Origin of the sequence: Actinoallomurus sp. NPDC052308, assembly GCF_040679195.1 — a bacterium.
Classification (GTDB): domain Bacteria; phylum Actinomycetota; class Actinomycetes; order Streptosporangiales; family Streptosporangiaceae; genus Actinoallomurus; species Actinoallomurus liliacearum.
In genome coordinates, this window is record NZ_JBFAUM010000039.1 from 42,818 (window position 1) to 62,986 (window position 20,169).

Here is a 20,169-nt window from a genome sequence, read left to right on the forward strand (position 1 = left end):
GCGGCCCCCCCCCCGCCCCGCGCCGCCCGCGCGCCCGGCGGGCGCCCCCCGGGGGGGGGGGGGGGGGGGGGTGGGGGGGGGGGGGGGGGGCGCCCCCCCGGCCCCGCCCCCCCCCCCCGCCGTGCTGTCAGCAGTCGACGAGTTCGGGTTTTTGGTTGAGGATCTGAGCGCGGGCGGTGATGAACTGCCGGTAGGCGCGGTCGGCGCCGGGGCGGAAGACGGCGACGCGGTGGCAGTTCTGGAAGGCCAGTCGTACGCCGAAGTGGTTCTCCAGTGCGGCGCGCATGGCGTCGCTGGCCATCATGCGCAGGAGCTGGCCGCGGGCGGTCTCGTCCGGCGGCGGGGTCTGGTTGTCGGCGAACTCGCCGTCACTGTTTCGCAGTTCTTCGACGAGGCCGGTGACGACCTGCCAGCCGTAGGGCAGGGAAGTGCGAATGCAGTCGACGAACGCGGCGTCGTCGACGTCGCCGCGCTGGGCGTTCTGGAGGAGTTCGGGGGACACGGTCAGCGACATGGGTTCTCCTGTCGGATAGATGGGTCGCCTGGGACGGTAGATCGGTCGGACGGCCTGGTCAGGTAGCGGTGGCGTCACAGACCTGTGGCCGGTCTGTGAAGTCCGGCCGCCGTGCGCGGCCGACGAGTGTGGTGGTGACCGCGACGATGAACAGGGCGCCGCAGATGACGGCGGTGCCGGCGGCGGTCGCGACGCGGTAGTGCAGGGACAGGGCCAGCCCGGCAGCGCCGCCGACCGCGCCGAGCACCCCGCCGATGAGCGTGGCGGGGATGATGCGGCGGGTCCACAGCAGGGCCGAGGCGGCGGGGCCGACCAGCAGCGCCAGGGGTAGCGTCGCGCCGACGGCCGGTACGGCGGTCACCACGGTCACGGCGAGAAGGGCCAGCAGGCCGCCGTCGATGAGCCGGGTGGGGTACCCGAGCGCCCGCGTCACGGCGGGGTCGAACGCGGCGAGCACCAGTTCCTTGTGCGCGAGCGTGAGCGTGACGGCGACGAGGACGGCGTTGATCGCCGCGACGGTGATGTCGCCGGTTCCGGCGGTGAGGGGGGAGCCGACGAGGGCGGCGCTCAGGTCCTTGCTGAAGCCCGGCCGGGTCGAGATCAGCACGACGCCGAGCGCGAGTGCGCCGCTGATCATGACACCGGAGCGCTGGTGATGTGCTCGGGACGCGACGCCGCCGCGGCCCATCACCGCGACCGCGCCCACCGCCGCGATCCCGGCGCCGATCTTGACGTCGGTCCCCACGACGGCGGCTGCGACGATGCCGAGGAAGGTGACGTGGCCGAGCGTCTCGGTGAAGAACGCCAGGCGCCGCAGCACGACCTGGACGCCGAGGACGCCGCAGACCCCTCCGGTGAGGAGGAGTTCGGTCAGTGCCCGCTCGGTGAGCGCGCTCATTCGGCCTCCTCGAGGTGCGACGGCCCGGTGGTGGCCGGAGCGGATCGATTCGCCGCCTGCCGGCGGCGGCGTCGTGATCCGGTGATGGCGGTCCAGGTGGTGGTCGCCGCCAGGGACAGCGCGAAGAGGGTTCCGGCGACGACGGTGATAGTGCCTCCGGTGGCGACGTCGTACCGGGTGGAGATCAGGACACCGGCCAGCCCGCTGCCGATACCCGAGGTCACGGCGATGGCGGTCATCGCGGTGACGTCATGGGTCCACAGGCGGGCGATGGCGGCCGGGGCGACGAGGACGGCGACGGCCAGGATCGCGCCGACGGCGGGGACGGCGACGATGATGACGGCCTCGACGGTGAGCAGTAGTGCCAAATCGATGGCGGTCGGCCGGTATCCGGCGGCGGCGTAGCCGCCGGGGTCGAAGGCGCGGAACGTGAGTTGCCGTCCCGCGACGGAAAGGAGCGCCATGACGATGACGCCGACCGCCGCGACGGCGGTCAGGTCGCCGGTCCCGACGGTGAGGATCTGGCCGACCGTGTAGGCGGCCAGGTCCTTGGAGAACCCGTCGCGTGCCGACAGCAGGACGACGCCGAGCGCGAACCCGGCCGACAGCACGATCCCGATCGCCGTGGTCGTGTCCTGCCCGGGGCGGCGGGACAGGGCCAGGACGCCCAGCACGATGAGCACGCCGAACAGCCCGCCGCCGGCATACAGGTTGACTCCGGCGATGGCGGCCAGCACGACGCCCGGGAAGGTCGCGTGCGTCATGGCGAGGGTGAAGAACGGCAGCCGGCGCAGCAGGATCTGCACGCTGATCAGGCCGCCGACCGTGCCGAGGAGCACGGCTTCGAGGATCGCACGGTCGACGGCGGTCATGCCGCTCTCCGTACCGGGCGCGGCCGTCGCCGGATCATCCCGGCCGCGAGCGCGATCAGGTGGCAGGCGATGAGGACGAGGACGACGGTGCCGCCGGAGGCCAGCCGCAGCCCGTGATGGATCGAGGCGTCGTAGCTGACGGCGAGTCCGGTCCAGCCGGCGAGGGCGCCGAGGACGGCGGCGATCGGCACGATGAGCGCGAGCCGGTCCGACACCACGCGGGCCGCGGCGGCGGGCACGATGAGCAGTGCGATGACCAGGACGGTCCCGACGGCGCGTACGGAGGCGACGACGACCAGGGCGACGATCGTGTTGGTGGCGAGGTCGAGCAGACCGATCCGGTATCCGCTCGCCCGGGCGCCCTCCGGGTCGAAGGCGCGGGCGAGCAACGGCCGTCGCAGGATCACCATCGTGGCGATGACCAGGGCGGTCACGGCGAGGGTCTGGGTCAGCTGGGCGGGGGTGACCGTGAGGATCCGGCCGAACAGGAACGCCGTCAGGTCGGCGGTGTAGCCGGATTCCCGGGAGACGAGAACGACGCCGACGGCGAAGAAGGTGGTCAGCAGGACCGCGAGCGCGGCGTCTTCGGTGACGGCGCGGTGGCGGGTGAGCAGGGTCAGCAGCACCGCGGTCGCGGCGCCGGCGATGAGCGCGCCCCAGAAGATGCCCCCTTCGCCGCTCAGCAGGTAGCCGATGACGACGCCGGGGAAGACCGTGTGGGTGAGGGCGTCGGTCATGAAGGCCAGGCGGCGCAGGAGGATCAGCACGCCGACGGTCCCGGCCAGCGCCCCGAGGATCACCAGTTCGGCGAGCGCCCGGGCCATGAAGGGAAACCGGAACGGTTCGATGAAGATCTGATACATGGCTAGGAGTGGGCGACGATGACGCGGTCGCCGCGCAGTTCGAGGGCGTGTCCGCCGTAGGTGGCGCGGAGCCGGTCGGGGGTGAGCGTGGCCTGGGTGGGGCCGAAGCCGTACTGCCGGCGGTTGAGCAGGCAGACCTCTTCGCAGGCCAGATGGGCCAGCGCCAGGTCGTGGGTGGAGACCACCACCGCGGCACCTTCGTCCTTCAGCCGTGCGATCGCGTCCAGCAGAGCCTGCTCGCTGACAGCGTCCACGCCGTTGAACGGCTCGTCGAGCAGCAGCAGGCGGGGCTCGGCGGCGATGGCGCGGGCCAGCAGCACGCGCTGGCGCTGACCGCCCGACAAGGTGCCGAACCGGTGGCGGGCGCGGTCGGCCAAGCCGACCTGCTCCAAGGCCCGGCGGGCGGCCTCCTTGTCGGCGGCCTTCGCCCGGCGCAGCCACCCGATCCGCCGGTAGCGGCCCATCAGCACGACCTGACCGACCGAGATCGGGAACTCCGGATCAAGGGTGTCGGCCTGGGGGACGTACGCGACGTCGCGCCGCGCCGCGGCCGGAGGCCGGCCGAGGACCGTGATCCGGCCTCCGGCGAGCGGGACCAGGCCGAGAATCGCCTTGATCAGGGTGGACTTGCCGGCGCCGTTCGGGCCGATCAGGGCGACGGCCTCGCCGGGGGCGACCATGCCGTCGATGTTCTCCAGCGCGAGGGCGGGGCCGTAGGCGACGGTGACCTCGTCCAGGTCCAGCGCCGGGGGCGGGATCTCCGGTTCCATGGTCAGCCCTTCAGCGCGGTGACGATGGTGGTGGTGTTGTGCCGTTCCATGTCGAGGTAGGTGGCCCCGGCCGAGCCGGCGGGCCCGAGCGTGTCGCCGTACAGGGAGTCCTCGCCGGCCTCGACCTTCACTCCGGCCTGCCTCCCGATGGCCTCGGCGGTCTTGGGGGGCAAGGAGGACTCGGAGAAGATCGCCTTGACTCCGGTCGCCTTGATCTTGGCGATCAGGGAGTTGAGCTGCTTGCCGGACAGTTCGGCGGAGGTGTCGAAGCTGGGGATGATCGAGCCGACGAACGTCAGGTGGTAGCGGTCGATGTAGTAGCCGAACGCGTCGTGGTTGGTGACGAGCTTGCGCTGGTCCGCGGGCAGGGTGTTGATCTGCCCGGCGATCCAGGAGTCCAGTTGGTCGAGTTTGGTGGTGTAGGAGGTGAGGTTCGCCTCGTAGGCCGCCTTGTCGGCGGAGTCCTTGCCCTCGAACGCCGTCGCGATGTTGCGGCTCATGATCTCGGCGTTCTTGGGGTTGTGCCAGATGTGGGGGTCGCCGGCGGCTTCCTCGTCGGTGCCGTCGCCCTTGCGGATGGCCACGCCCTTGCTGGTGTCGACGAGCGTGCCGTGGAACCCTGCCGACTTGATCGTCTGATCCAGCCACCGCTCCAGGCCGACGCCGTTCTCCAGGACCACGTCGGCCTGCGCGACGGCCTGGATGTCGGCGGGGGAGGGTTCGTAGTCGTGCGGGTCGACGTTGGGTTTGAGGATCTGGGTGACCTTGACCTTGTCGCCGCCGATGGTGCGGGCGAAGTCGGCGACCTGCGTGGTCGTGGCGACCACGTTCAGCTTCTTGCCGCCGCTCGCCGAGGTGCCGGCGTCTTTCGCGGAACTCGAACCGCAGGCCGCGGCGGCGAGCAGGCAGCCCGCGACGACGGGGACGGCCGGCAGGGGGAATCGGGTGCGCAACGTATCTCCTCGAGGCATTCCATGCTAATGAAAACCGGTCCCATGTTCGCCCTAACGGAAATGGTTGTCAATATCGGCCGATGTCCGTACGCTCGGCGCATGCGCTCCCACCCCGCCACCGCCGGCCGTTCCGGCGGTGGCGGCGTCGATGAGCTGTCCGCGCGGCTCCGCGCCGCGGGCCTGTCCCCGACCCGGCGCAGACGTCAGGTGCTGGAAGCGCTCGATGGCCGGCGGCGCCCGATCGGCGCGCACGAGCTGTACGTCGAACTCGCCGGCCAGGGGCATCGCGTCGGGATGTCGACGGTCTACCGGACGTTGGCGGCGCTCGCCGACGCCGGGCTCCTGCACGTCTTCATCCACAACGGTGAGACCCGGTACCGGCCGTGCGCTCCCGGCCGTCACTACCACCTGGTGTGCCGCCGCTGCGGTGACGTCCAGGAGCACCCGGCCGCCGACGACGGCGCTTGGCTGGACGCCATCGCGGCCGAGGTCGACTTCGAACCCGACCCGCGCCAGGCGGAGGTGTACGGCGTCTGCGGTTCGTGTCTGCGAACCGGACCCGACGGCCTCGGAGGTTGATACGGTCGAGAGGCGACCGATGACCAGACCTCGACCGGCCGGAGCACCGACCATGACCTCGCACTCGACCGCCCGATCCGCGCGGCAGACCTCCGCCGGCCGGGGAACCCGCGTGCGAGGCACACGGCAGGCCGAGGCGTTGAGCCACGTCCTGGCGGACCTGCCGGGATTCAGCAGCGCTCAGGACATCCATGCCGAGTTGCGCCGCCGGGGTGAGCGCATCGGGCTGACCACGGTCTACCGTCATCTCCAGGTCCTCAGCGAGGACGGCGCCGTCGACACCCTCCGCGACGAGACCGGCGAGACGCTCTACCGCCGCTGCGAGACCAGCGCCCACCACCATCACGTCACCTGCCGATCGTGCGGGCGTAGCGTCGAGGTCGAAGGACGTGCGGTCGAGCGCTGGGCCGAACGCGTCGCGACCGAGGCGGGCTTCACCGACGTCGACCACACCGTGGAGATCTTCGGCCTGTGCCCCGACTGCGCGGGCGAGCGCCGCTGACCCCCTTCCCGTGACCGGGCGGTGATGGAAGTGCCGTCGCGTCCATCTCGCCTTCCGGGGGGCTTGCGGTGGCGTAGGCGTTACCGGAAAGCCACTGAAAACGGTTTTCGATTCCGATAAGCTCTCCATGTGCGCCAGCGCGTTGCGTCACCGATATCGATGTAACATTCAGTGCGCATCTGTTCACTCAGTGCCACTCCGGCTGGCATGAGTACGAGAGGGATTCATGAAGATCGCGTTCGTCGGTAAGGGCGGAAGCGGAAAGACGACGCTGTCATCGCTGTTCGTCCGGTATCTGGCGGCTTCCGGTGCTCCGGTGGTGGCCGTCGACGCCGATATCAACCAGCATCTGGGGGTGGCGCTCGGGCTGGATGAGTTCGAGGCCACCGCGATCCCGGCGATGGGAGAGCGCCTGCCCGAGATCAAGGAATACCTGCGTGGGACCAATCCGCGGATCTCCTCCGCCGCGGCGATGGTCAAGACCACCCCACCCGGCTACGGCTCCCGGCTCCTGCGCATCGGTGGTGACGATCCGATCCACGAAGATCTGACGGTGGAGGCGTCCGGGGCCCGGCTCATGGTCACCGGCCCGTTCACCGACGACGATCTCGGCGTGGCGTGCTACCACTCCAAGACCGGCGCGGTCGAGCTCTACCTCAACCATCTGGTGGACGAGCCCGGGGAGTACGTCGTCGTCGACTGTACGGCCGGGGCCGAATCCTTCGCATCCGGCATGTTCACCCGGTTCGACCTGACGTTCCTGGTCGCCGAGCCCACTCGTAAGGGGGTGAGCGTCTACCGGCAGTGGACCGACTACGCCGCCGACTACGACGTGGCCCTCAAGGTCATCGGCAACAAGGTCCACGGCCCCGAGGACGTCGCCTTCCTGCATGAGCAGGTCGGTGACGCGTTGCTCGGCTGCGTGGGGGACTCCAGCGCGGTCCGCGCGATGGAACAGGGCCGGCCCTTCACCCTGACCGACCTCGCCGACCCCGACCGACGGATGCTCGCCGCCATGCGAGAGGCGGTCGACGCCCGGCCGAAGGACTGGCCGAAGTTCACTCGCCAGGCGATCGAGTTCCATCTCAAGAACGCCGACGCCTGGGCGAATTCGGCGACCGGCGAGGATCTGAAGGCTCAGATCGACCCGGGATTCGTCCTCGGCCCCGAGGCCATGACGGCGGCGCTGCCGGCCGTCCGATAACGGGGGGCACAGGGCCGGAGGTCTGGCACGATGCCGAGTGCGCCCAGGTGGCGGGCCGTCGAGGCGGCATGGGAGGAGGACGCGGAACTCCCGCCCGCCGAGTGGGGCCGACGACCACCGATGGCCGCAGGGCCCCGCGCGCTGCTCGGTGTCGTCGCGGTGGCCGGTGTGCTGGCGGCGGGAAGAGTGCTGGCCGCCCCGCACCTGCGCGAGGCCAGGGTGCAGGGGTGGGCGACCGTCTTCGTGGCGATCTGTGTGCAGGCGTTGCCGTTCCTGGCCTTCGGCGCCACCGTCTCCGCCGCGATCTCGACGTTGGTGCCCGAGGCGTTCTGGCGGCGGGCGTTGCCGCGTCGCGCTCTCCTCGCGGTGCCGGTCGCCGGCGCGGCCGGCGCGGTACTGCCGGGATGCGAGTGCGCCTCGGTCCCGGTCGCGGGCGGTCTGATGGCTCGTGGCATCACGCCCGCCGCCGCGCTGGCCTTCCTGCTGTCGTCCCCCGCCATCAACCCCGTGGTGCTCGTGGCCACGGCCGTGGCCTTCCGCGGGCATCCGGAGATGGTAGCCGCCCGCTTTGCGGCGTCCTTGCTGGTCTCGGTGGCGGCCGGGTGGCTGTGGCTGCGGTTCGGTCGCATCGAATGGCTGCGGATCCCCTCCCGCCCGCGCGCCGCCCACGGGGCACGATGGCCGGGATTCGCCGCGGCGCTGCGGCACGACCTGCTGCACACCGGCGGCCTGCTGGTCGCCGGCGCGGCGATCGCGGCGACCCTCAACGTCACGGTGCCCCCGGCCTGGACCGCGGCCGTGGCAGGCGTTCCGTGGCTGTCGGTCGCCGTGCTCGCGGCACTGGCCGTGGTGATGTCGATCTGCTCGGAGGCCGACGCGTTCGTCGCCACGAGCCTGACCCAGTTCTCCGCAACGGCCAAGCTGGCCTTCCTCGTCGTCGGCCCGATGGTGGACCTCAAACTCATCGCGTTGCAGGCCGGCACCTTCGGACCGCGCTTCGCAGCCCGGTTCGTCCCGATGACCTTCGCCCTGGCGATCGTCGCGAGTGCCCTCATCGGCCGGGTCCTGCTGTGAGAAAGGCCGCCCAGAACGTCGTCCTACTGGCGGCCGGCGGGACACTGCTGTGGATCACCCTGGCCGGCCGCGAGTACCTCAACTACGTCCGCCCCGGCTTCCGGATCCCGCTGATCGCCACCGGAGCCGTCCTGTGCGCGCTCGGCGGACTCGGCATCGCCATCACCTGGCGCCGCACCGCCCCCGCGACATCCGACAGGCAGGGCGACGAGCACGACCACGATCAAGGGCCACGAGCCACCTGGCTGCTCTTTCTCCCGCCACTGGTGATCGCCATGATCGCGCCGACGGCCCTGGGCTCCTTCACCGCCGAACGCGCCGTCGACCAGGCCCCACGACCGCAAGCCGGACCTGCCCTGGCGGCGTTGTCCGCCGACGGCCCTACGCGAATCTCGCTGACCGAGTTCACCGCCCGTGCGTTCCAGGCCAAGGCCGGTCACGACACCCTGACCGGGCGCCAGGTCATCCTGACCGGATTCGCCCGCCCGGCCGGCCGGAACCAATGGATGCTGATCCGCCTGCGCATGACCTGCTGTGCGGCCGACGCCGTCCCGATGCGCGTCATCATCAAGAACACGCCCGCACCGCCCACCGGCACGTGGATACGGGTCACCGGCACCTGGTCGCCGCTCTGGGCGAGCATCGACGACATCGCCTTTCCTCAGCTCACGGCCACCGGTCTGGAGCGCATCGCCCGACCCGCCGACCCCTACGAATGACGCGGTGATCCCCGCCTGCCGTACGGGCGCCCGCGCAGTCGGCACTCTTCACCGGGGTCACCACCGGGAAAGGAGGAGACCGAGGGGGTATCTACTGATGACAGCGATGACAGAGCACCGACAGCACACCGGCCACACCCATGCCCACGGGCAGGGATGCGGGCATGTCGCCGTGCCGCACGGCGACCATGTCGACTATGCCCACGACGGGCATCTTCACCGACCGCACGACGGACACGTCGACGAATGCGAACCCACCGGCCATCTCCAGCATGATGACCATCCACATCGGCACGGTGAGGGCTGCGGCCATGTGAGCGTGCCGCACGGCGATCACATCGACTATGTCCATGATGGATGCCGGCATGCCGCCCACGGAGATCATTGGGACGAGCACTGAACATCGAACATCGCTAGCCCATCTGTCCCCAGCCGCGCCGATTTCCGGCAGAGTATGGGAATGCGGGTGGGTGCGTTCCTACTGGCGGCGCGGTTCCCCGGTCAGAGCGACGGTGAAGTGCTGACCGCCACGGTCGAGGCGGCCGTCGCCGCCGAGCAGGCGGGGTTCGACGACGTGTGGTTCGCCGAGCATCACTTCATGTCGTACGGGACCTGTCCGTCGGCGGTCACGCTCGCGTCCTATGTCCTGGGCCGTACGGAACGGATCGCGGTCGGGACGGCGGTGAGCGTGCTGTCCACCGCCCACCCGGTCGCACTCGCAGAGCAGACCGCGCTGTTGGACCAGGTGTCCGGTGGCCGGTTCCGGCTCGGGGTCGGGCGGGGCGGCCCGTGGGTGGACCTTGAGGTGTTCGGGACCGGGCTCACGCGGTACGAGTCCGGTTTCGCCGAGAGCCTCGACCTGCTGCTGGCCGGACTGACCCGTCCCCGGCTTTCGGCGGCCGGGCCGACCTTCGCCTTCCGAGGGGTGCCGATGGTGCCGCGCCCGCGCACCCGCCCGTACCCGCCGGTCGTGGTCGCCTGCACCTCGGCCGGCACCGCCGCGCTGGCCGCCGAACGCGGCCTGCCGATGCTGCTCGGCATGCACGTCGACGACGAGGGCAGGCGGCGGATGGTCGACGCGTACACCGCCGCGGCCGGGAACACACGCGCGGAGCACGTGGCCGCCGTCATGGCCTACGCCGCGGACACCCGGGCCGAGGCCCAGGGGTTGTTGCGCGCGGAGCTGCCACGCTGGCTGCGGCCGGGCCTGGCCGGGTACGTGCCGGTCGACGACCGGCCCCACACCCCGCGCGACCCGGACGCCTACGCCGATCTGCTGTGCCGCATCCACCCGGTCGGCACCGCCGAAGACTGCGTGGAGACCATGGCGGCGACGGTGGAGCGCACCGGCATCCGCCACCTGATCCTCATGGTGGAGGGCGCCGGATCCCCGCGCCGGACCCGGGAGAACATCGCCCGGCTCGGCGCCGAGGTCCTGCCCCACCTCCGCGCCCGTTTCGGGGACGGAAACCGCGAACCAGGATCCGAACTCCTCGATGAAACCGAGAGTCCTAGTTGATGGATCGATGGTCGTACGGGCGGGGGAGCAATATGAGGAAGCTGGACCGGCGTCAGGTGCTGTGGACGTTCGGTGCCGCCGGTGCCGGTCTCGTGGCGGGCGGGGCACCGGAATTCCTTCGTGGCACCGGTGCGCCGAAGACGGTACACCATGTACGCAGGTCGGTCCCCACCTCCCGGCCCGATCCCGGCTATGCCCACGGACGGCCCCTACAGGCGCTGCGCCGGCCGATCCACAGCCTGCACGATCTCCAACCGGCGGCACCGCCGAACGCGGTGGCGCTGACCATCGACGACGGCCCGCACCCCGTATGGACACCGAAGATGCTGGACCTGCTGGCCGAACTTGACGTTCCGGCGACGTTCTCGCTCATCGGCGTGCAGGTCACCGAGTACCCTCAGCTGGTCCGGCGGATCGTTGCGGCCGGACATCAGGTCTCCGACCACACGGTGACGCATCCGCTGAACCTTCCCGCGCTCACGGACGCCCGGGTCCGTGAGGAGATCGGCGGTGGCCACGACCGGATCGCACAGATCTCCGGAGTCGCGCCGAAGTTCTTCCGTTCCCCGGGCGGCGCCTGGTCGCAGCGGATCATCGACGTCGCCGCCGAGCATTCCATGATCTGCATCGACTGGCAGGTCGACCCGCGTGACTGGGCCCGCCCCGGCACCACGACGATCACCGACCGGCTGCTGCGCGCCCAGGCGGGCGACATCCTGCTCTGCCACGACGGCGGCGGCGACCGCTCCGAGACCATCCGCGCGCTGCGGACGGTCATCCCCGCACTGAAGCAACGCGGCCTCACCTTCGTCGCCCTCTGACCTGCCGCATGGGACGACCACCGCGAGCAGGCCACACCGTCAACGTCCGCGTCCTCGTGTTCGATCACCATTCGCCGGCGTGCCGGATCGCGTCGAGAACGATATGGGCGACATGGTCGTCAACGAGGGAGTACTCGATCTCGCGGGCCTGACGACGGGTCGTGACGATCTGAGATGCGCACAGCACGCGCAGGTGCTGGGATACCAGGGGCTGACTGACCCGGAGGGCGGTCAATGTGGGGGCGCTCCCTGGGCGCGCGGGTCGATGACGTTACCGGCGGCCCGGATGCCGGCGGTGCTCACGGTGAATCTGACCTGGCGCCGGCGCCGACCGCGCGTACCGGCAGTTCATCACCGCCCGCGCCCAGATCCTCAACCAGGAACCCGAACTGGTCGACTGCTGACACCCACGGTGTGTGGGCCGGCCCGCCGTTTCGCGGACGGCCCACACCCTCCCAGACCAACGCACGACGTACGCAAAGTGTCAGTGATGGTTAGAGGTCCCTTGCCGCTTGGACATCAATGTCCTTGGATGCTGCCTCGTCGAGCGAGGACCTCCAAATCCTCTCAAGGCGGCGCTGCAGGATATTGAATGGGCCGGACAGCAGCCAGCGGATCGATACCCGGTCAGATCGCTCGGCGTGGCCGCGAGCGCCTCCGTCGGTCGAGCCGACACCCCATGGCCGGCGGGTCTACGCCCTGGCCGGTCCGTCACGGACGCCAGCACAGTGCGGGGTCGGGGTGGTCGAAGAAGCCGAGTTCCCGGTAGAGCGGTTCGCCCTCGCGAGAGGCGTGCAGGTCCACTCGGACGGCATCACGTTCCCGGAACCAATCGAGCAGACCTCGCATGATTGCGCGGCTGTGACCGCGCCGGCGATACGCCGGATCGGTGACCACGCCGATCACGTGGCCGATCCGGCCGTTGCGGGAGTGCGGGCCGGGGAACCACTGCTCGACGGTGCCGATGCCACAGGCGGCCAGGCCGCTGTCGCCGTCCACGACCAGAATTCGCGCGTCGTCCGCTGTCAGCTTCTCCATCAGAATCGTGGCGAGGGCGTCTCGCCAGTCGTCGCCTGCTGATGAGGGATTGAAGAAGTCACCGCCGAGGGTTTCGAACAGCAGCGCTCGCAGGCGTATGAGTTCTGCGACATCGTCCTCGACTGCCTGCCGTACATCGGCCTGGTGTCCGCCTCCGGGACGGGCACTCGACCTCGTCCGGGACGTGGGCTTGCGATCTTGCACGTTTTAGACCTCCTCGTCGCAATCGGCCCTACTCCATCACCGGCTGGCCGCGGATCGCCGGGGCCTCGCGGCTGAAGTGGGCGTTCGTCCCGACCTGAGATCCATCTAATCGCATGCTTGATGTAACTGCGATCTATTTGCAATAGTGGTCGCATGTCGACGTACACGCTGCCGGACCTGCCCTATGACTACGCGGCGCTGGAGCCCGCGATCACCGGTGAGGTCCTGGAGTTGCACCACGCCAAGCACCACGCCGCGTACGTGAAGGGTGCCAACGACACTCTCGATCGGCTGGCCGAGGCGCGTGAGGAGGAGCAGTTCGGCGGTCTGGTCGGGCTGGAGAAGACCTTCGCGTTCAACCTGTCCGGGCACGTGCTGCACTCGATCTTCTGGCAGAACCTGTCCCCGGACGGCGGGGACCGTCCCGCCGGGGAGTTGGCGGCGGCGATCGATGAGCACTTCGGCTCCTTCGACGCGTTCGCGGCGCAGTTGTCGACCGCGACGTCCACGGTGCAGGGGTCGGGGTGGGGCGTGCTGGCGTGGGAGCCGCTGGGCCGCCGTCTGGTGGTGGAGCAGGTCTATGACCACCACGGCAACGTCGGGATGAACACCACGCCGCTGCTGGTGTTCGACGCCTGGGAGCACGCCTACTACCTGCAGTACCGCAACGTCCGGCCCGACTACGTGCAGAAGCTGTGGTCGCTGGTGAACTGGACCGACGTCACCGCCCGCTTCGACGCCGCCCGGGCGAAATAGACCGCGGCGCCTCCCGAACCGGCTTCATGCTCCGAAACATGTCCCAGCCGATTCGGGAGGCGCCGCCTCACCATCTTCCAGCGGAGCCTAGTGTGCGCATCGACACCACCCTCTACCAGGGCGCGTCCGCGCTGGAGGTCGGTGACGCACTCGCCGGCCTGTACCGGAACGCGTTCTAAGTCTTACCATCTGTTACTAGCTAAAGTGCGACAGAGTCGGTAACCGACAGACCTATATCGCTTCCAAAACTGCCGTGGTGGGTGGGTTCGCCTGGAGCTTTGAAGGATCGGCTACGCCGCTTGGTAAGGCTCGGTCGAGACTGGGTGCGATGCATAGCCATCCACGGCCAACGGTCAGTTCGGGTGCTCCGCGGGATGCTCGTATGTCGCGGTACCGCCCGGCAGCACCTGGTACGCCGTCGGGTTGATATGCCGTGAAGCGAATGGCGAACGCGGATGAAATGACACGTAGTGGGACTGCGAAACAAGACGCGGTAGCGCGCCGAGCAGGGGATTCTCATAAAACTGTGGACTTTTAATCCATAGGTTCTGGGTTCGAGTCCCAGGCGCCATACCACTCATCTGGCCGTCGAACTGTGGTTTCTCGGGTCTGACGGATTCCGTGTTGCTCGTTCGGGTCGGTGGGTGCTCTGTGGGTGCTCTTTTGTGTCGATCTTGTGCAGCGTGGTCGGCGGCAGCGCACTCCGCCAGGATGTGCGCCTCTGGCGCTCCAGTATCCCGACCGCCCGGCGCCCTCAGGCTCCGCCGACAGTCCGGCAGGGCGCCGGCTGGGTCCTGCGCAACCCCCACTCCAGGCATGGCCCGCCGCACACCGATGAGAACGCCGTTCGAAGCCGTCCATGTCCCGGCGGCGGCTTCGGTCAGAGGTACTGGCCCGTCGCGGCGCCATCGGTCCTCGACACCCGCATCGACACCACATTGGCCATGTTGATGACGATGCCGCTCTCATCGGCCTCGCGCTCGTACCTCGCCTCGTTCAAGACCAGGCTGCGATGCTCGTCTATGGCGTGAGCGACCGCTTCGAGCGCCTCATTCTCGTCACTGAAGTCCCGGCATACCACGGAGACATCTTCCCCGCCGACCGGGTGGAATCGTAGGACAAGCACGACCTTGTCAGGCACAGCCGATCCCCCCTCCGCGCAGAATCCAGGCGGACGGCCCCACCGGGCTGCCCCGGCCCCGGTCCGCACTTCGGCGCGGACCCCGGCACCCTCAAGTGTGCCCTCGTCCGCGGTCCCGGGAACCAGGGCGAGCCAACCGGCCTGGCGGCGTCCCGTGCCGCTTCAAGGTCGGCGGACATGTCATGCGGGTACATGCCAGGGCACGATGAGGACCGGGCACTTCGCGTGTCGGGATACCTCGTCGGCGACGTTGGACCGGAACAGCGCGGAGGGGCCGCCGTGGTGCGGGGAACCCAGGACGATCAGGTCCACGTCCAGCTTCCGTGCCTGATCCAGTACGGCTCGCGGCGTGTATCCCGGCGTACTCTCCAGCAGTAGGCCCTCGGCCTGCACGCCCGCCGTGGACAGGAGGACCACGGCGTCGTCGACCATGTGTCGCGCCACGCTGCTCACGTCATTCTCCGCCGGTTCGCCGGTCGGCGGGCGCACGCTTCGTGCTTCAGGTGACCGCCTGGAAGGCTGGCGGTGGTGGTTCTGTCGGTGCGGTGTGTTGACGCCGGGGTCCTGGGAAGGCGAGTCGCAGGATGCGTTTGTAGACCGAGCCGGTCTGGCGGGCCAGTGAGCCGGAGGTGTAGGGGAGTCCGAATCGTTCGCAGAGTGCGCGGATTCGTGGCGCGATCTCGGAGTACCGGTTGCTCGGGATGTCGGGGAACAGGTGGTGCTCGATCTGGTGGCTGAGGTTGCCGCTCATGAGATGCAGGAGGCGGCCGCCGTCGATGTTGCAGGAGCCGAGCAGCTGGCGGACGTACCACTCGCCGCGGGTCTCACCCTCCAACTGCTCTTCGGCGAAGGTCTCGGCGCCTTCGGGGAAGTGGCCGCAGAAGATTATGGTGTGCGCCCATACGTTGCGGGCCAGGTTCGCGGTGAGGTTGCCGAGCAGGACGGGGACGAAGCCGGGGCCGGCCAGCAGCGGGAACGCCAGATAGTCCTTGACTATCTGGCGCCGTACCTTTCCGGCGATGGCGCGTAGCTGGGTCCAGGTCTCCTGCAGGCTCTTGTCGCCGGCCGGTATGCGTTCGACCTCGAGGTCGTACAGCGCGATGCCGTACTCGAAGACCAGCGCGAGGAACACGTTGTAGACCGGCTGGAGAAGGTAGACCGGGTGCCAGGGTTGCTCCGGGCTGACCCGTAGCAGCGAATAGCCGATGTCGCGGTCCTTGCCGAGCACATTCGTCCAGGTGTGGTGGACGAAGTTGTGGGAGTGTTTCCACTGGTCGGCCGGTGACACGACGTCCCATTCCCAGGTCGTGGAGTGGATCTTCGGATCGCGCATCCAGTCCCACTGCCCGTGCAGAACGTTATGGCCGATCTCCATGTTCTCCAGGATCTTTGCGGTGGCCAGCGCCGCGGTCCCGGCCACCCAGGCGGGCGGCAGCCAGGAGGCGAACAGCAGGACACGGCCGCCCAGCTCCAGCTTGCGCTGGGTCGCGATGATGCCGCGGATGTAGCGTGCGTCCCGGTCCCCGAGGCTCGCGATGACCTCGTCGCGGATGCTGTCCAGCTCACGTCCGAACTCATCGACGTCGGTCGGGCTGACAAGCGCGGTGGTCGACATGATCCCCCTCTGCGTCAAAGCTCGATCTCGACTGGTCCGGCGGCGGCCGACACGCAGGTCTGGACAAGGTCGCCCGCTTCGCCGTGGATCTGACCGGTGCGCAGGTCACGTACCCGCCCCGAGGCGAGCCGTCCCACGCAGCTGTGGCAGATCCCCATCCGGCAGCCGCTCGGCATGAGGACCCCCGCCTGCTCCCCGGCGATCAGCAGCGGCGTGCCGCCGTCGGCGTCGGTCTGCCGATCGCTCTTGGTGAACCGAATCCGGCCGCCCTCCCCCTCGGCCGTCAGCGCGGCCGGGCGAAAGCGCTCGACATGCAGCCGATCAGGCGATCCGGCCCAGTGCTCCTCGGCCTCTTGGAGCATCTCGGCCGGCCCGCAGACCCACGCCGTGCGTTCGGCCCAGTCCGGGCACAGGTCCGGCAGGTCAGCCGGCCTGAGCCGCCCCCCGGTTCGCGTGTGCCGCTCATACAGCCGCAGATTCGCGAACCGCGCCGCCAATGCCCGCAGCTCCGCGCCGAAGATGACATCTGCCGGCGTGGGCGCCGAATGCATCAAGACCACATCGGGCAACCCACGGCACTCGGAACGGCGCGATACGGGGACTGCGTGTTCCGCTGCATCCTCCGCGGCCGCACCGGACAGGAGGCTGTGCAGCATCGCCCGCACCGGCGTGATGCCGCTGCCTGCCGTCAGGAACAGCAGACGCGGCGGTGGCGGCTCCGGGAGAACGAACTCCCCATCCGGCCCGGCCAGGTGGACGATGACGCCAGGCGCTGCCTGCCGCACCAGGTAGCGTGAGACCAGCCCGTCCGGGACCGCCTTGACTGTGATGGTGATACATCCGTCCGGGCGTCCCGGCGGGCAGGACACCGAAAAGGTCCGCCAGTGACGCACCCCCGCGATATCGACGCCGACGCGGATCCACTGCCCCGGCCTGTGCCGAACCCAACCACGGCCGGGACGGATCACCAGCGTCATCGCGTCCGCGGTCTCCGGGTGGATCGCCTGAATCCGGCCCCGCACCTCCAACCCGCACAACAGCGGATCGAACAGCGCGAGATAGTCATCCGGAAGTAGCGGCGTGGTCAGCGACCGTACGGCACCCGCCAGCCGCCGCAAGACGGCCGACCGGACGGCGGAGCCGGGTGTGCTCAAGAAGTAGGTCTCCAGCGAAGTGCCCGCGGCCGGAACCTCGACCGCCAGTCGCTCCCATCGATCAGCCCAGCCCCCATGATTCCGTGATACCCGGCTGGAGACCGCGCATGCCGGTGGCCTTTGATGGGCGAGATGACAGGAAAACCAGAAGCGCCACATCGGTTCGCGCCGGATTCTCCTGGGTATGATCGAATTACCGAGGGCATTTCGCGCGCCGATGGCCAAGTTGACGTCGTCCTGGGCGTATGAAAATCCGGTGCCCTTCGGGGGCCGAGGACGGGGCCGACGTCATGGCACCGCACGCTAGTGATGAAAATGATGTCCTTTCTGCCATCCCGCCGGCGTCGCGCTTGAGCCTCGATCCGGCGTTGAAGCGCCGGGGAATCCTCGACGGCGGCTGGTGGCCGCGTTCCCGTAACGCGAGCGTGGAACTGCCGCTCCTCCTCTCGTCGCTGAACGCACAGGTCGGCGCGATCGTGCGGCTCGGTATCGATGCCCGCGACTGGGATGACATTCCCCGCCGCCTCACGGCCGACGGGCACGTGGTGCGGGTCGGGAGGTTCGCCGACGTGAACCACAAGATCATCGTGACTCGCGGACCACAAGACCACTTCCTGCTCCTGGTCATACCGCCCCAGGCGTCCACGGCCTCGGCGAAGGCCGCCCTGGCGATGGCGGCCGCCGGCAACACCAGCGGCAGGCCCGAGGAGATCCTCGCCGCCACCGGCATCGAGAACACGGTCGGGACGAACACGCGCCAGACGGTCCCGGACGATGGTGATCGCTCACGCGGCCGGGGGCCTCGCCCTGCGGGCGCCGGCAGCGTACGCCCCACGGTGACCGAGGACGCCCCGCCGCTGGATGAGCGAGGTGAGATCGGCCGCTGGCTCGATGACGGCGCGCCCACCACGGCCCTCCCGGCGACGCACCCGGACTGAGGTAGCTGCGAAGGCGGGAAAGAGGATGGGCCGGTACGGGGGCGGCTCATCCCCGGGTATCCGCAGGGCCTAGCGTGATGTCCGAAGCCACCTTCTGTCCTTCAGCGGCCTCGCGGAAGCCCCGGGCGGCGGTTTTTGGAGCAGTGAGCGAAGGCGTTCCTCGGACAGCGTGGGTGACGGACCGATGAGAGCCACCACGGCTCGAGGAGGTCACATGATGGCCGTCTGGACCACGGCGTTGTGGGTCGTTCGCCGGACCGGCGATCGGATGATCCAGCGCTGGCGCTACCAGATCGAGAGCACGCCGACAACGCCGAGACAGCGCCGAGAGTTGGCCGGTGCGATGCGCGGCCTGCCCGGCCGATACACCGACCGGATTCCCACGAGCACGCTCCGGCAGATCACCGGCTCGGCCGCCACCGGGCGGTGGGAACAGGCCGTCGACCAGCTGATCACGGTCCTGGACCGTCTCGCCCCGGGAATAACCACGCGGGAACGCGATGAACTGCGGGCCCTCTCCACCGCGCTGGACATGCCGGTCGAGCGGGTCGAGGTCCTCGTTTCATCGCCGCCCCGGTGAGCGTCACCGCGCCTATCCCGGATCGACGACATCAATGACATGGCCGTGGTGGTGACGGGTTCGAGCGCGCGTGTCACCGACGGTTCGGGTACTCGTGTGATGGGCCCGCTGATTCGCATCGGTGCCGGGTGCCGGATGCCGCGAGTGCCCGAAGTGGTCCGGGACGAGCTTGAGGTCGGCGTCGGCCCGCGGGGCTGGGGTGACAGGGGGAGACGGCGTGCCCGGCTGTGCGGCAGGTTGCTTACTTTGTCTACGGGTGGTAGGGTCACATGGTTGCAGTTGTGGTTCCATGGACTTCATGTACGCCTGTCGATCTTCACTCCAGGCGCCTTCTTCACCGGAGTCATCCGGGTGGGGTCATTACGGCGACGCGAGGCTCGCAGAGTGCGGGTTCCGTCAAAGCCCCGGAAGGAAACGGATATGGCTACCGGCACCGTGAAGTGGTTCAACGCGGAAAAGGGCTTCGGCTTCATCGAGCAGGACGGCGGCGGCGCGGACGTCTTCGCCCACTACTCCAACATCGCGGCTCAGGGCTTCCGTGAGCTGCAGGAGGGCCAGAAGGTCCAGTTCGAGATCACGCAGGGCCAGAAGGGCCTCCAGGCGGAGAACATCATTCCTGCCTGAGCGTCACGCGGTATGCCGTAGGCCCGTACGCGAAGATCCGGGCCCCGCCGGTCGGCCTGGGATTTCAGGTTTCCAGCGATAACGACAGCCGTCGTCCAGGGTGCGCTCCTTCGGCGGAGATCCGCCCCACGGCCCCGTGTCCCCGGCTCCAGGCCGGTCCATCCATCTGAGTTCGGCCCTCAGACGCCCTTCCGCGAAGGGCCTCGGCCGTCTTGACGCCGTACCTCTTCAGTACGGCGCTGCTTCGCGACTCACTTCGGTTCGTTTTGTGATTGCTCCAGGCCGTGGGCCGCGGAGCCTTCCTCGAGACGTGCCGCTTCAGGAAGGCTTACGCATGACCCGTCCGACCCGTCCGTCCCGCAGTCACTCCACCCACACCCGTACCGGAGCTTCGCGTCAACCGGCCATCCGGAGGCAGGGTGATTTCGCACTTCCCGTGAGCTCCACGCCGCCTCTTCCCCCGGCCGCGTCGTTCGCCGAGCTGGAGATGCCGGCGGCCCTGCTGTCCACATTGACCCGGCAGGGCGTGACGGAGCCGTTCCCCATCCAGGCCTCCACCCTTCCGGACGCGCTGAACGGCCGCGATGTCCTCGGCCGCGGCCGTACGGGATCCGGGAAGACCCTCGCGTTCGGGCTGGCGATGCTCGCTCGAAGCGCCGGCCGGCGCGCTGAGCCGCGTAGGCCGCTGGCCTTGGTGCTCGTTCCCACCCGGGAACTGGCCCAGCAGGTCACCGACGCCCTCGCCCCCTACGCCACATCCGTCGGCCTTCGATCGGCCACCGTCGTGGGCGGCGTATCGATCTCACGACAGGCCGCCGCTCTCAACCGCGG

At 69.3% G+C, this 20,169-nt stretch carries 26 protein-coding genes, 1 tRNA gene and 1 pseudogene; 15 read left to right on the top strand and 13 right to left on the bottom strand.

Annotated features, from left to right (window positions below; translation table 11 throughout):
• Positions 1 to 127: 127 nt before the first annotated feature.
• Genes AB0L00_RS42250 through AB0L00_RS42275 form a run of 6 tightly spaced genes read right to left on the bottom strand, consistent with a single transcriptional unit; the run spans position 128 to position 4,870 of the window.
• On the bottom strand, positions 128 to 514 hold the full coding sequence (locus AB0L00_RS42250; protein ID WP_364443383.1) for an SCO5389 family protein: 387 nt from the start codon (positions 512 to 514) through the stop codon (positions 128 to 130).
• 58 nt (positions 515 to 572) lie between these two features.
• A complete protein-coding gene (locus AB0L00_RS42255) occupies positions 573 to 1,412 on the bottom strand; it encodes a metal ABC transporter permease (protein ID WP_364443384.1) in 840 nt (279 codons plus the stop codon).
• Positions 1,409 to 2,284, bottom strand: a complete 876-nt coding sequence (locus AB0L00_RS42260) for a metal ABC transporter permease (RefSeq protein ID WP_364443385.1) — start codon at positions 2,282 to 2,284, stop codon at positions 1,409 to 1,411. The genes AB0L00_RS42255 and AB0L00_RS42260 overlap by 4 nt, the downstream gene beginning before the upstream one ends.
• Complete coding sequence (locus AB0L00_RS42265; RefSeq protein ID WP_364443386.1) at positions 2,281 to 3,147, bottom strand: metal ABC transporter permease; 867 nt, start codon at positions 3,145 to 3,147, stop codon at positions 2,281 to 2,283. The genes AB0L00_RS42260 and AB0L00_RS42265 overlap by 4 nt, the downstream gene beginning before the upstream one ends.
• Positions 3,148 to 3,149: 2 nt before the next feature.
• Positions 3,150 to 3,917, bottom strand: a complete 768-nt coding sequence (locus AB0L00_RS42270) for a metal ABC transporter ATP-binding protein (RefSeq protein WP_364443387.1) — start codon at positions 3,915 to 3,917, stop codon at positions 3,150 to 3,152.
• A gap of 2 nt (positions 3,918 to 3,919) precedes the next feature.
• Positions 3,920 to 4,870 carry a metal ABC transporter substrate-binding protein gene (locus AB0L00_RS42275; RefSeq protein ID WP_364443388.1) on the bottom strand — a complete coding sequence of 317 codons (951 nt, stop codon included), beginning with the start codon at positions 4,868 to 4,870 and terminating at the stop codon, positions 3,920 to 3,922.
• Positions 4,871 to 4,969: 99 nt separating this feature from the next.
• On the opposite strand from AB0L00_RS42275, the gene AB0L00_RS42280 reads away from it, so the two are divergent.
• The 5 genes from AB0L00_RS42280 to AB0L00_RS42300 all read left to right on the top strand — a co-directional run bounded on the left by AB0L00_RS42280 (position 4,970) and on the right by AB0L00_RS42300 (position 8,948).
• The gene (locus tag AB0L00_RS42280) at positions 4,970 to 5,449 is read left to right on the top strand and encodes a transcriptional repressor (protein ID WP_364443389.1); all 480 of its coding nucleotides are present in this window, start codon (positions 4,970 to 4,972) and stop codon (positions 5,447 to 5,449) included.
• Positions 5,450 to 5,561: 112 nt separating this feature from the next.
• Positions 5,562 to 5,951 (top strand): Fur family transcriptional regulator, encoded by a 390-nt coding sequence (locus AB0L00_RS42285; RefSeq protein WP_364391029.1) that lies wholly within the window; start codon positions 5,562 to 5,564, stop codon positions 5,949 to 5,951.
• Between the two features lie 226 nt (positions 5,952 to 6,177).
• Positions 6,178 to 7,155, top strand: a complete 978-nt coding sequence (locus tag AB0L00_RS42290) for an ATP-binding protein (protein WP_364443390.1) — start codon at positions 6,178 to 6,180, stop codon at positions 7,153 to 7,155.
• Positions 7,156 to 7,185: 30 nt separating this feature from the next.
• Positions 7,186 to 8,229 (top strand): permease, encoded by a 1,044-nt coding sequence (locus AB0L00_RS42295; protein ID WP_364443391.1) that lies wholly within the window; start codon positions 7,186 to 7,188, stop codon positions 8,227 to 8,229.
• A complete protein-coding gene (locus AB0L00_RS42300) occupies positions 8,226 to 8,948 on the top strand; it encodes a TIGR03943 family protein (protein WP_364443392.1) in 723 nt (240 codons plus the stop codon). Before AB0L00_RS42295 ends, AB0L00_RS42300 begins: the two co-directional genes overlap by 4 nt.
• Before the next feature lie 91 nt (positions 8,949 to 9,039).
• Here the strand turns inward: AB0L00_RS42300 and AB0L00_RS42305 are convergent, their stop codons facing one another.
• Positions 9,040 to 9,324 (bottom strand): hypothetical protein, encoded by a 285-nt coding sequence (locus tag AB0L00_RS42305; protein ID WP_364443393.1) that lies wholly within the window; start codon positions 9,322 to 9,324, stop codon positions 9,040 to 9,042.
• 84 nt (positions 9,325 to 9,408) lie between these two features.
• Between AB0L00_RS42305 and AB0L00_RS42310 the strand changes: the two genes are divergently transcribed.
• Positions 9,409 to 10,467, top strand: a complete 1,059-nt coding sequence (locus AB0L00_RS42310; RefSeq protein ID WP_364443394.1) for an LLM class flavin-dependent oxidoreductase — start codon at positions 9,409 to 9,411, stop codon at positions 10,465 to 10,467.
• Between the two features lie 32 nt (positions 10,468 to 10,499).
• Complete coding sequence (locus tag AB0L00_RS42315) at positions 10,500 to 11,288, top strand: polysaccharide deacetylase family protein (RefSeq protein WP_364443395.1); 789 nt, start codon at positions 10,500 to 10,502, stop codon at positions 11,286 to 11,288.
• Positions 11,289 to 11,352: 64 nt separating this feature from the next.
• Here AB0L00_RS42315 and AB0L00_RS42320 read toward each other — a convergent pair whose 3' ends face one another.
• Positions 11,353 to 11,523: a hypothetical protein gene (locus AB0L00_RS42320; RefSeq protein WP_364443396.1), complete on the bottom strand. Its 171-nt coding sequence runs from the start codon at positions 11,521 to 11,523 to the stop codon at positions 11,353 to 11,355.
• 100 nt (positions 11,524 to 11,623) lie between these two features.
• On the opposite strand from AB0L00_RS42320, the pseudogene AB0L00_RS42325 reads away from it, so the two are divergent.
• Positions 11,624 to 11,692: pseudogene (locus AB0L00_RS42325) on the top strand (hypothetical protein); the annotation flags it as partial.
• A gap of 307 nt (positions 11,693 to 11,999) precedes the next feature.
• On the opposite strand, the gene AB0L00_RS42330 reads toward AB0L00_RS42325, so the two are convergent.
• Positions 12,000 to 12,530, bottom strand: a complete 531-nt coding sequence (locus AB0L00_RS42330; protein ID WP_364443398.1) for a GNAT family N-acetyltransferase — start codon at positions 12,528 to 12,530, stop codon at positions 12,000 to 12,002.
• A 153-nt stretch (positions 12,531 to 12,683) separates the two neighbouring features.
• Between AB0L00_RS42330 and AB0L00_RS42335 the strand changes: the two genes are divergently transcribed.
• The 3 genes from AB0L00_RS42335 (at position 12,684) to AB0L00_RS42345 (ending at position 13,857) form a co-directional block, all read left to right on the top strand.
• Entirely contained in the window at positions 12,684 to 13,286 is a 603-nt protein-coding gene (locus tag AB0L00_RS42335) for a superoxide dismutase (RefSeq protein ID WP_364443399.1), read from the top strand.
• A gap of 38 nt (positions 13,287 to 13,324) precedes the next feature.
• Positions 13,325 to 13,465 (top strand): hypothetical protein, encoded by a 141-nt coding sequence (locus tag AB0L00_RS42340; protein ID WP_364443400.1) that lies wholly within the window; start codon positions 13,325 to 13,327, stop codon positions 13,463 to 13,465.
• Positions 13,466 to 13,773: 308 nt separating this feature from the next.
• A tRNA-Lys gene (locus tag AB0L00_RS42345) sits at positions 13,774 to 13,857 on the top strand.
• A 309-nt stretch (positions 13,858 to 14,166) separates the two neighbouring features.
• Here AB0L00_RS42345 and AB0L00_RS42350 read toward each other — a convergent pair.
• The 4 genes from AB0L00_RS42350 to AB0L00_RS42365 all read right to left on the bottom strand — a co-directional run bounded on the left by AB0L00_RS42350 (position 14,167) and on the right by AB0L00_RS42365 (position 17,196).
• A complete protein-coding gene (locus tag AB0L00_RS42350) occupies positions 14,167 to 14,427 on the bottom strand; it encodes a hypothetical protein (RefSeq protein ID WP_364443401.1) in 261 nt (86 codons plus the stop codon).
• 180 nt (positions 14,428 to 14,607) lie between these two features.
• A complete protein-coding gene (locus AB0L00_RS42355; protein ID WP_364443402.1) occupies positions 14,608 to 14,880 on the bottom strand; it encodes a universal stress protein in 273 nt (90 codons plus the stop codon).
• A gap of 46 nt (positions 14,881 to 14,926) precedes the next feature.
• Positions 14,927 to 16,042 (bottom strand): acyl-CoA desaturase, encoded by a 1,116-nt coding sequence (locus AB0L00_RS42360; RefSeq protein ID WP_364443404.1) that lies wholly within the window; start codon positions 16,040 to 16,042, stop codon positions 14,927 to 14,929.
• A 14-nt stretch (positions 16,043 to 16,056) separates the two neighbouring features.
• Complete coding sequence (locus AB0L00_RS42365) at positions 16,057 to 17,196, bottom strand: ferredoxin reductase (protein WP_364443405.1); 1,140 nt, start codon at positions 17,194 to 17,196, stop codon at positions 16,057 to 16,059.
• A 350-nt stretch (positions 17,197 to 17,546) separates the two neighbouring features.
• On the opposite strand from AB0L00_RS42365, the gene AB0L00_RS42370 reads away from it, so the two are divergent.
• From AB0L00_RS42370 to AB0L00_RS42385, 4 genes are all read left to right on the top strand, one after another.
• The gene (locus tag AB0L00_RS42370) at positions 17,547 to 18,134 is read left to right on the top strand and encodes a DUF5994 family protein (protein ID WP_364443406.1); all 588 of its coding nucleotides are present in this window, start codon (positions 17,547 to 17,549) and stop codon (positions 18,132 to 18,134) included.
• Between the two features lie 214 nt (positions 18,135 to 18,348).
• Complete coding sequence (locus tag AB0L00_RS42375; RefSeq protein WP_364443407.1) at positions 18,349 to 18,714, top strand: hypothetical protein; 366 nt, start codon at positions 18,349 to 18,351, stop codon at positions 18,712 to 18,714.
• A 420-nt stretch (positions 18,715 to 19,134) separates the two neighbouring features.
• Positions 19,135 to 19,338: a cold-shock protein gene (locus AB0L00_RS42380; protein ID WP_364443409.1), complete on the top strand. Its 204-nt coding sequence runs from the start codon at positions 19,135 to 19,137 to the stop codon at positions 19,336 to 19,338.
• Positions 19,339 to 19,672: 334 nt separating this feature from the next.
• Positions 19,673 to 20,169 (top strand): DEAD/DEAH box helicase (locus AB0L00_RS42385; RefSeq protein WP_364443410.1); only part of this gene is annotated, 497 nt, incomplete at its 3' end.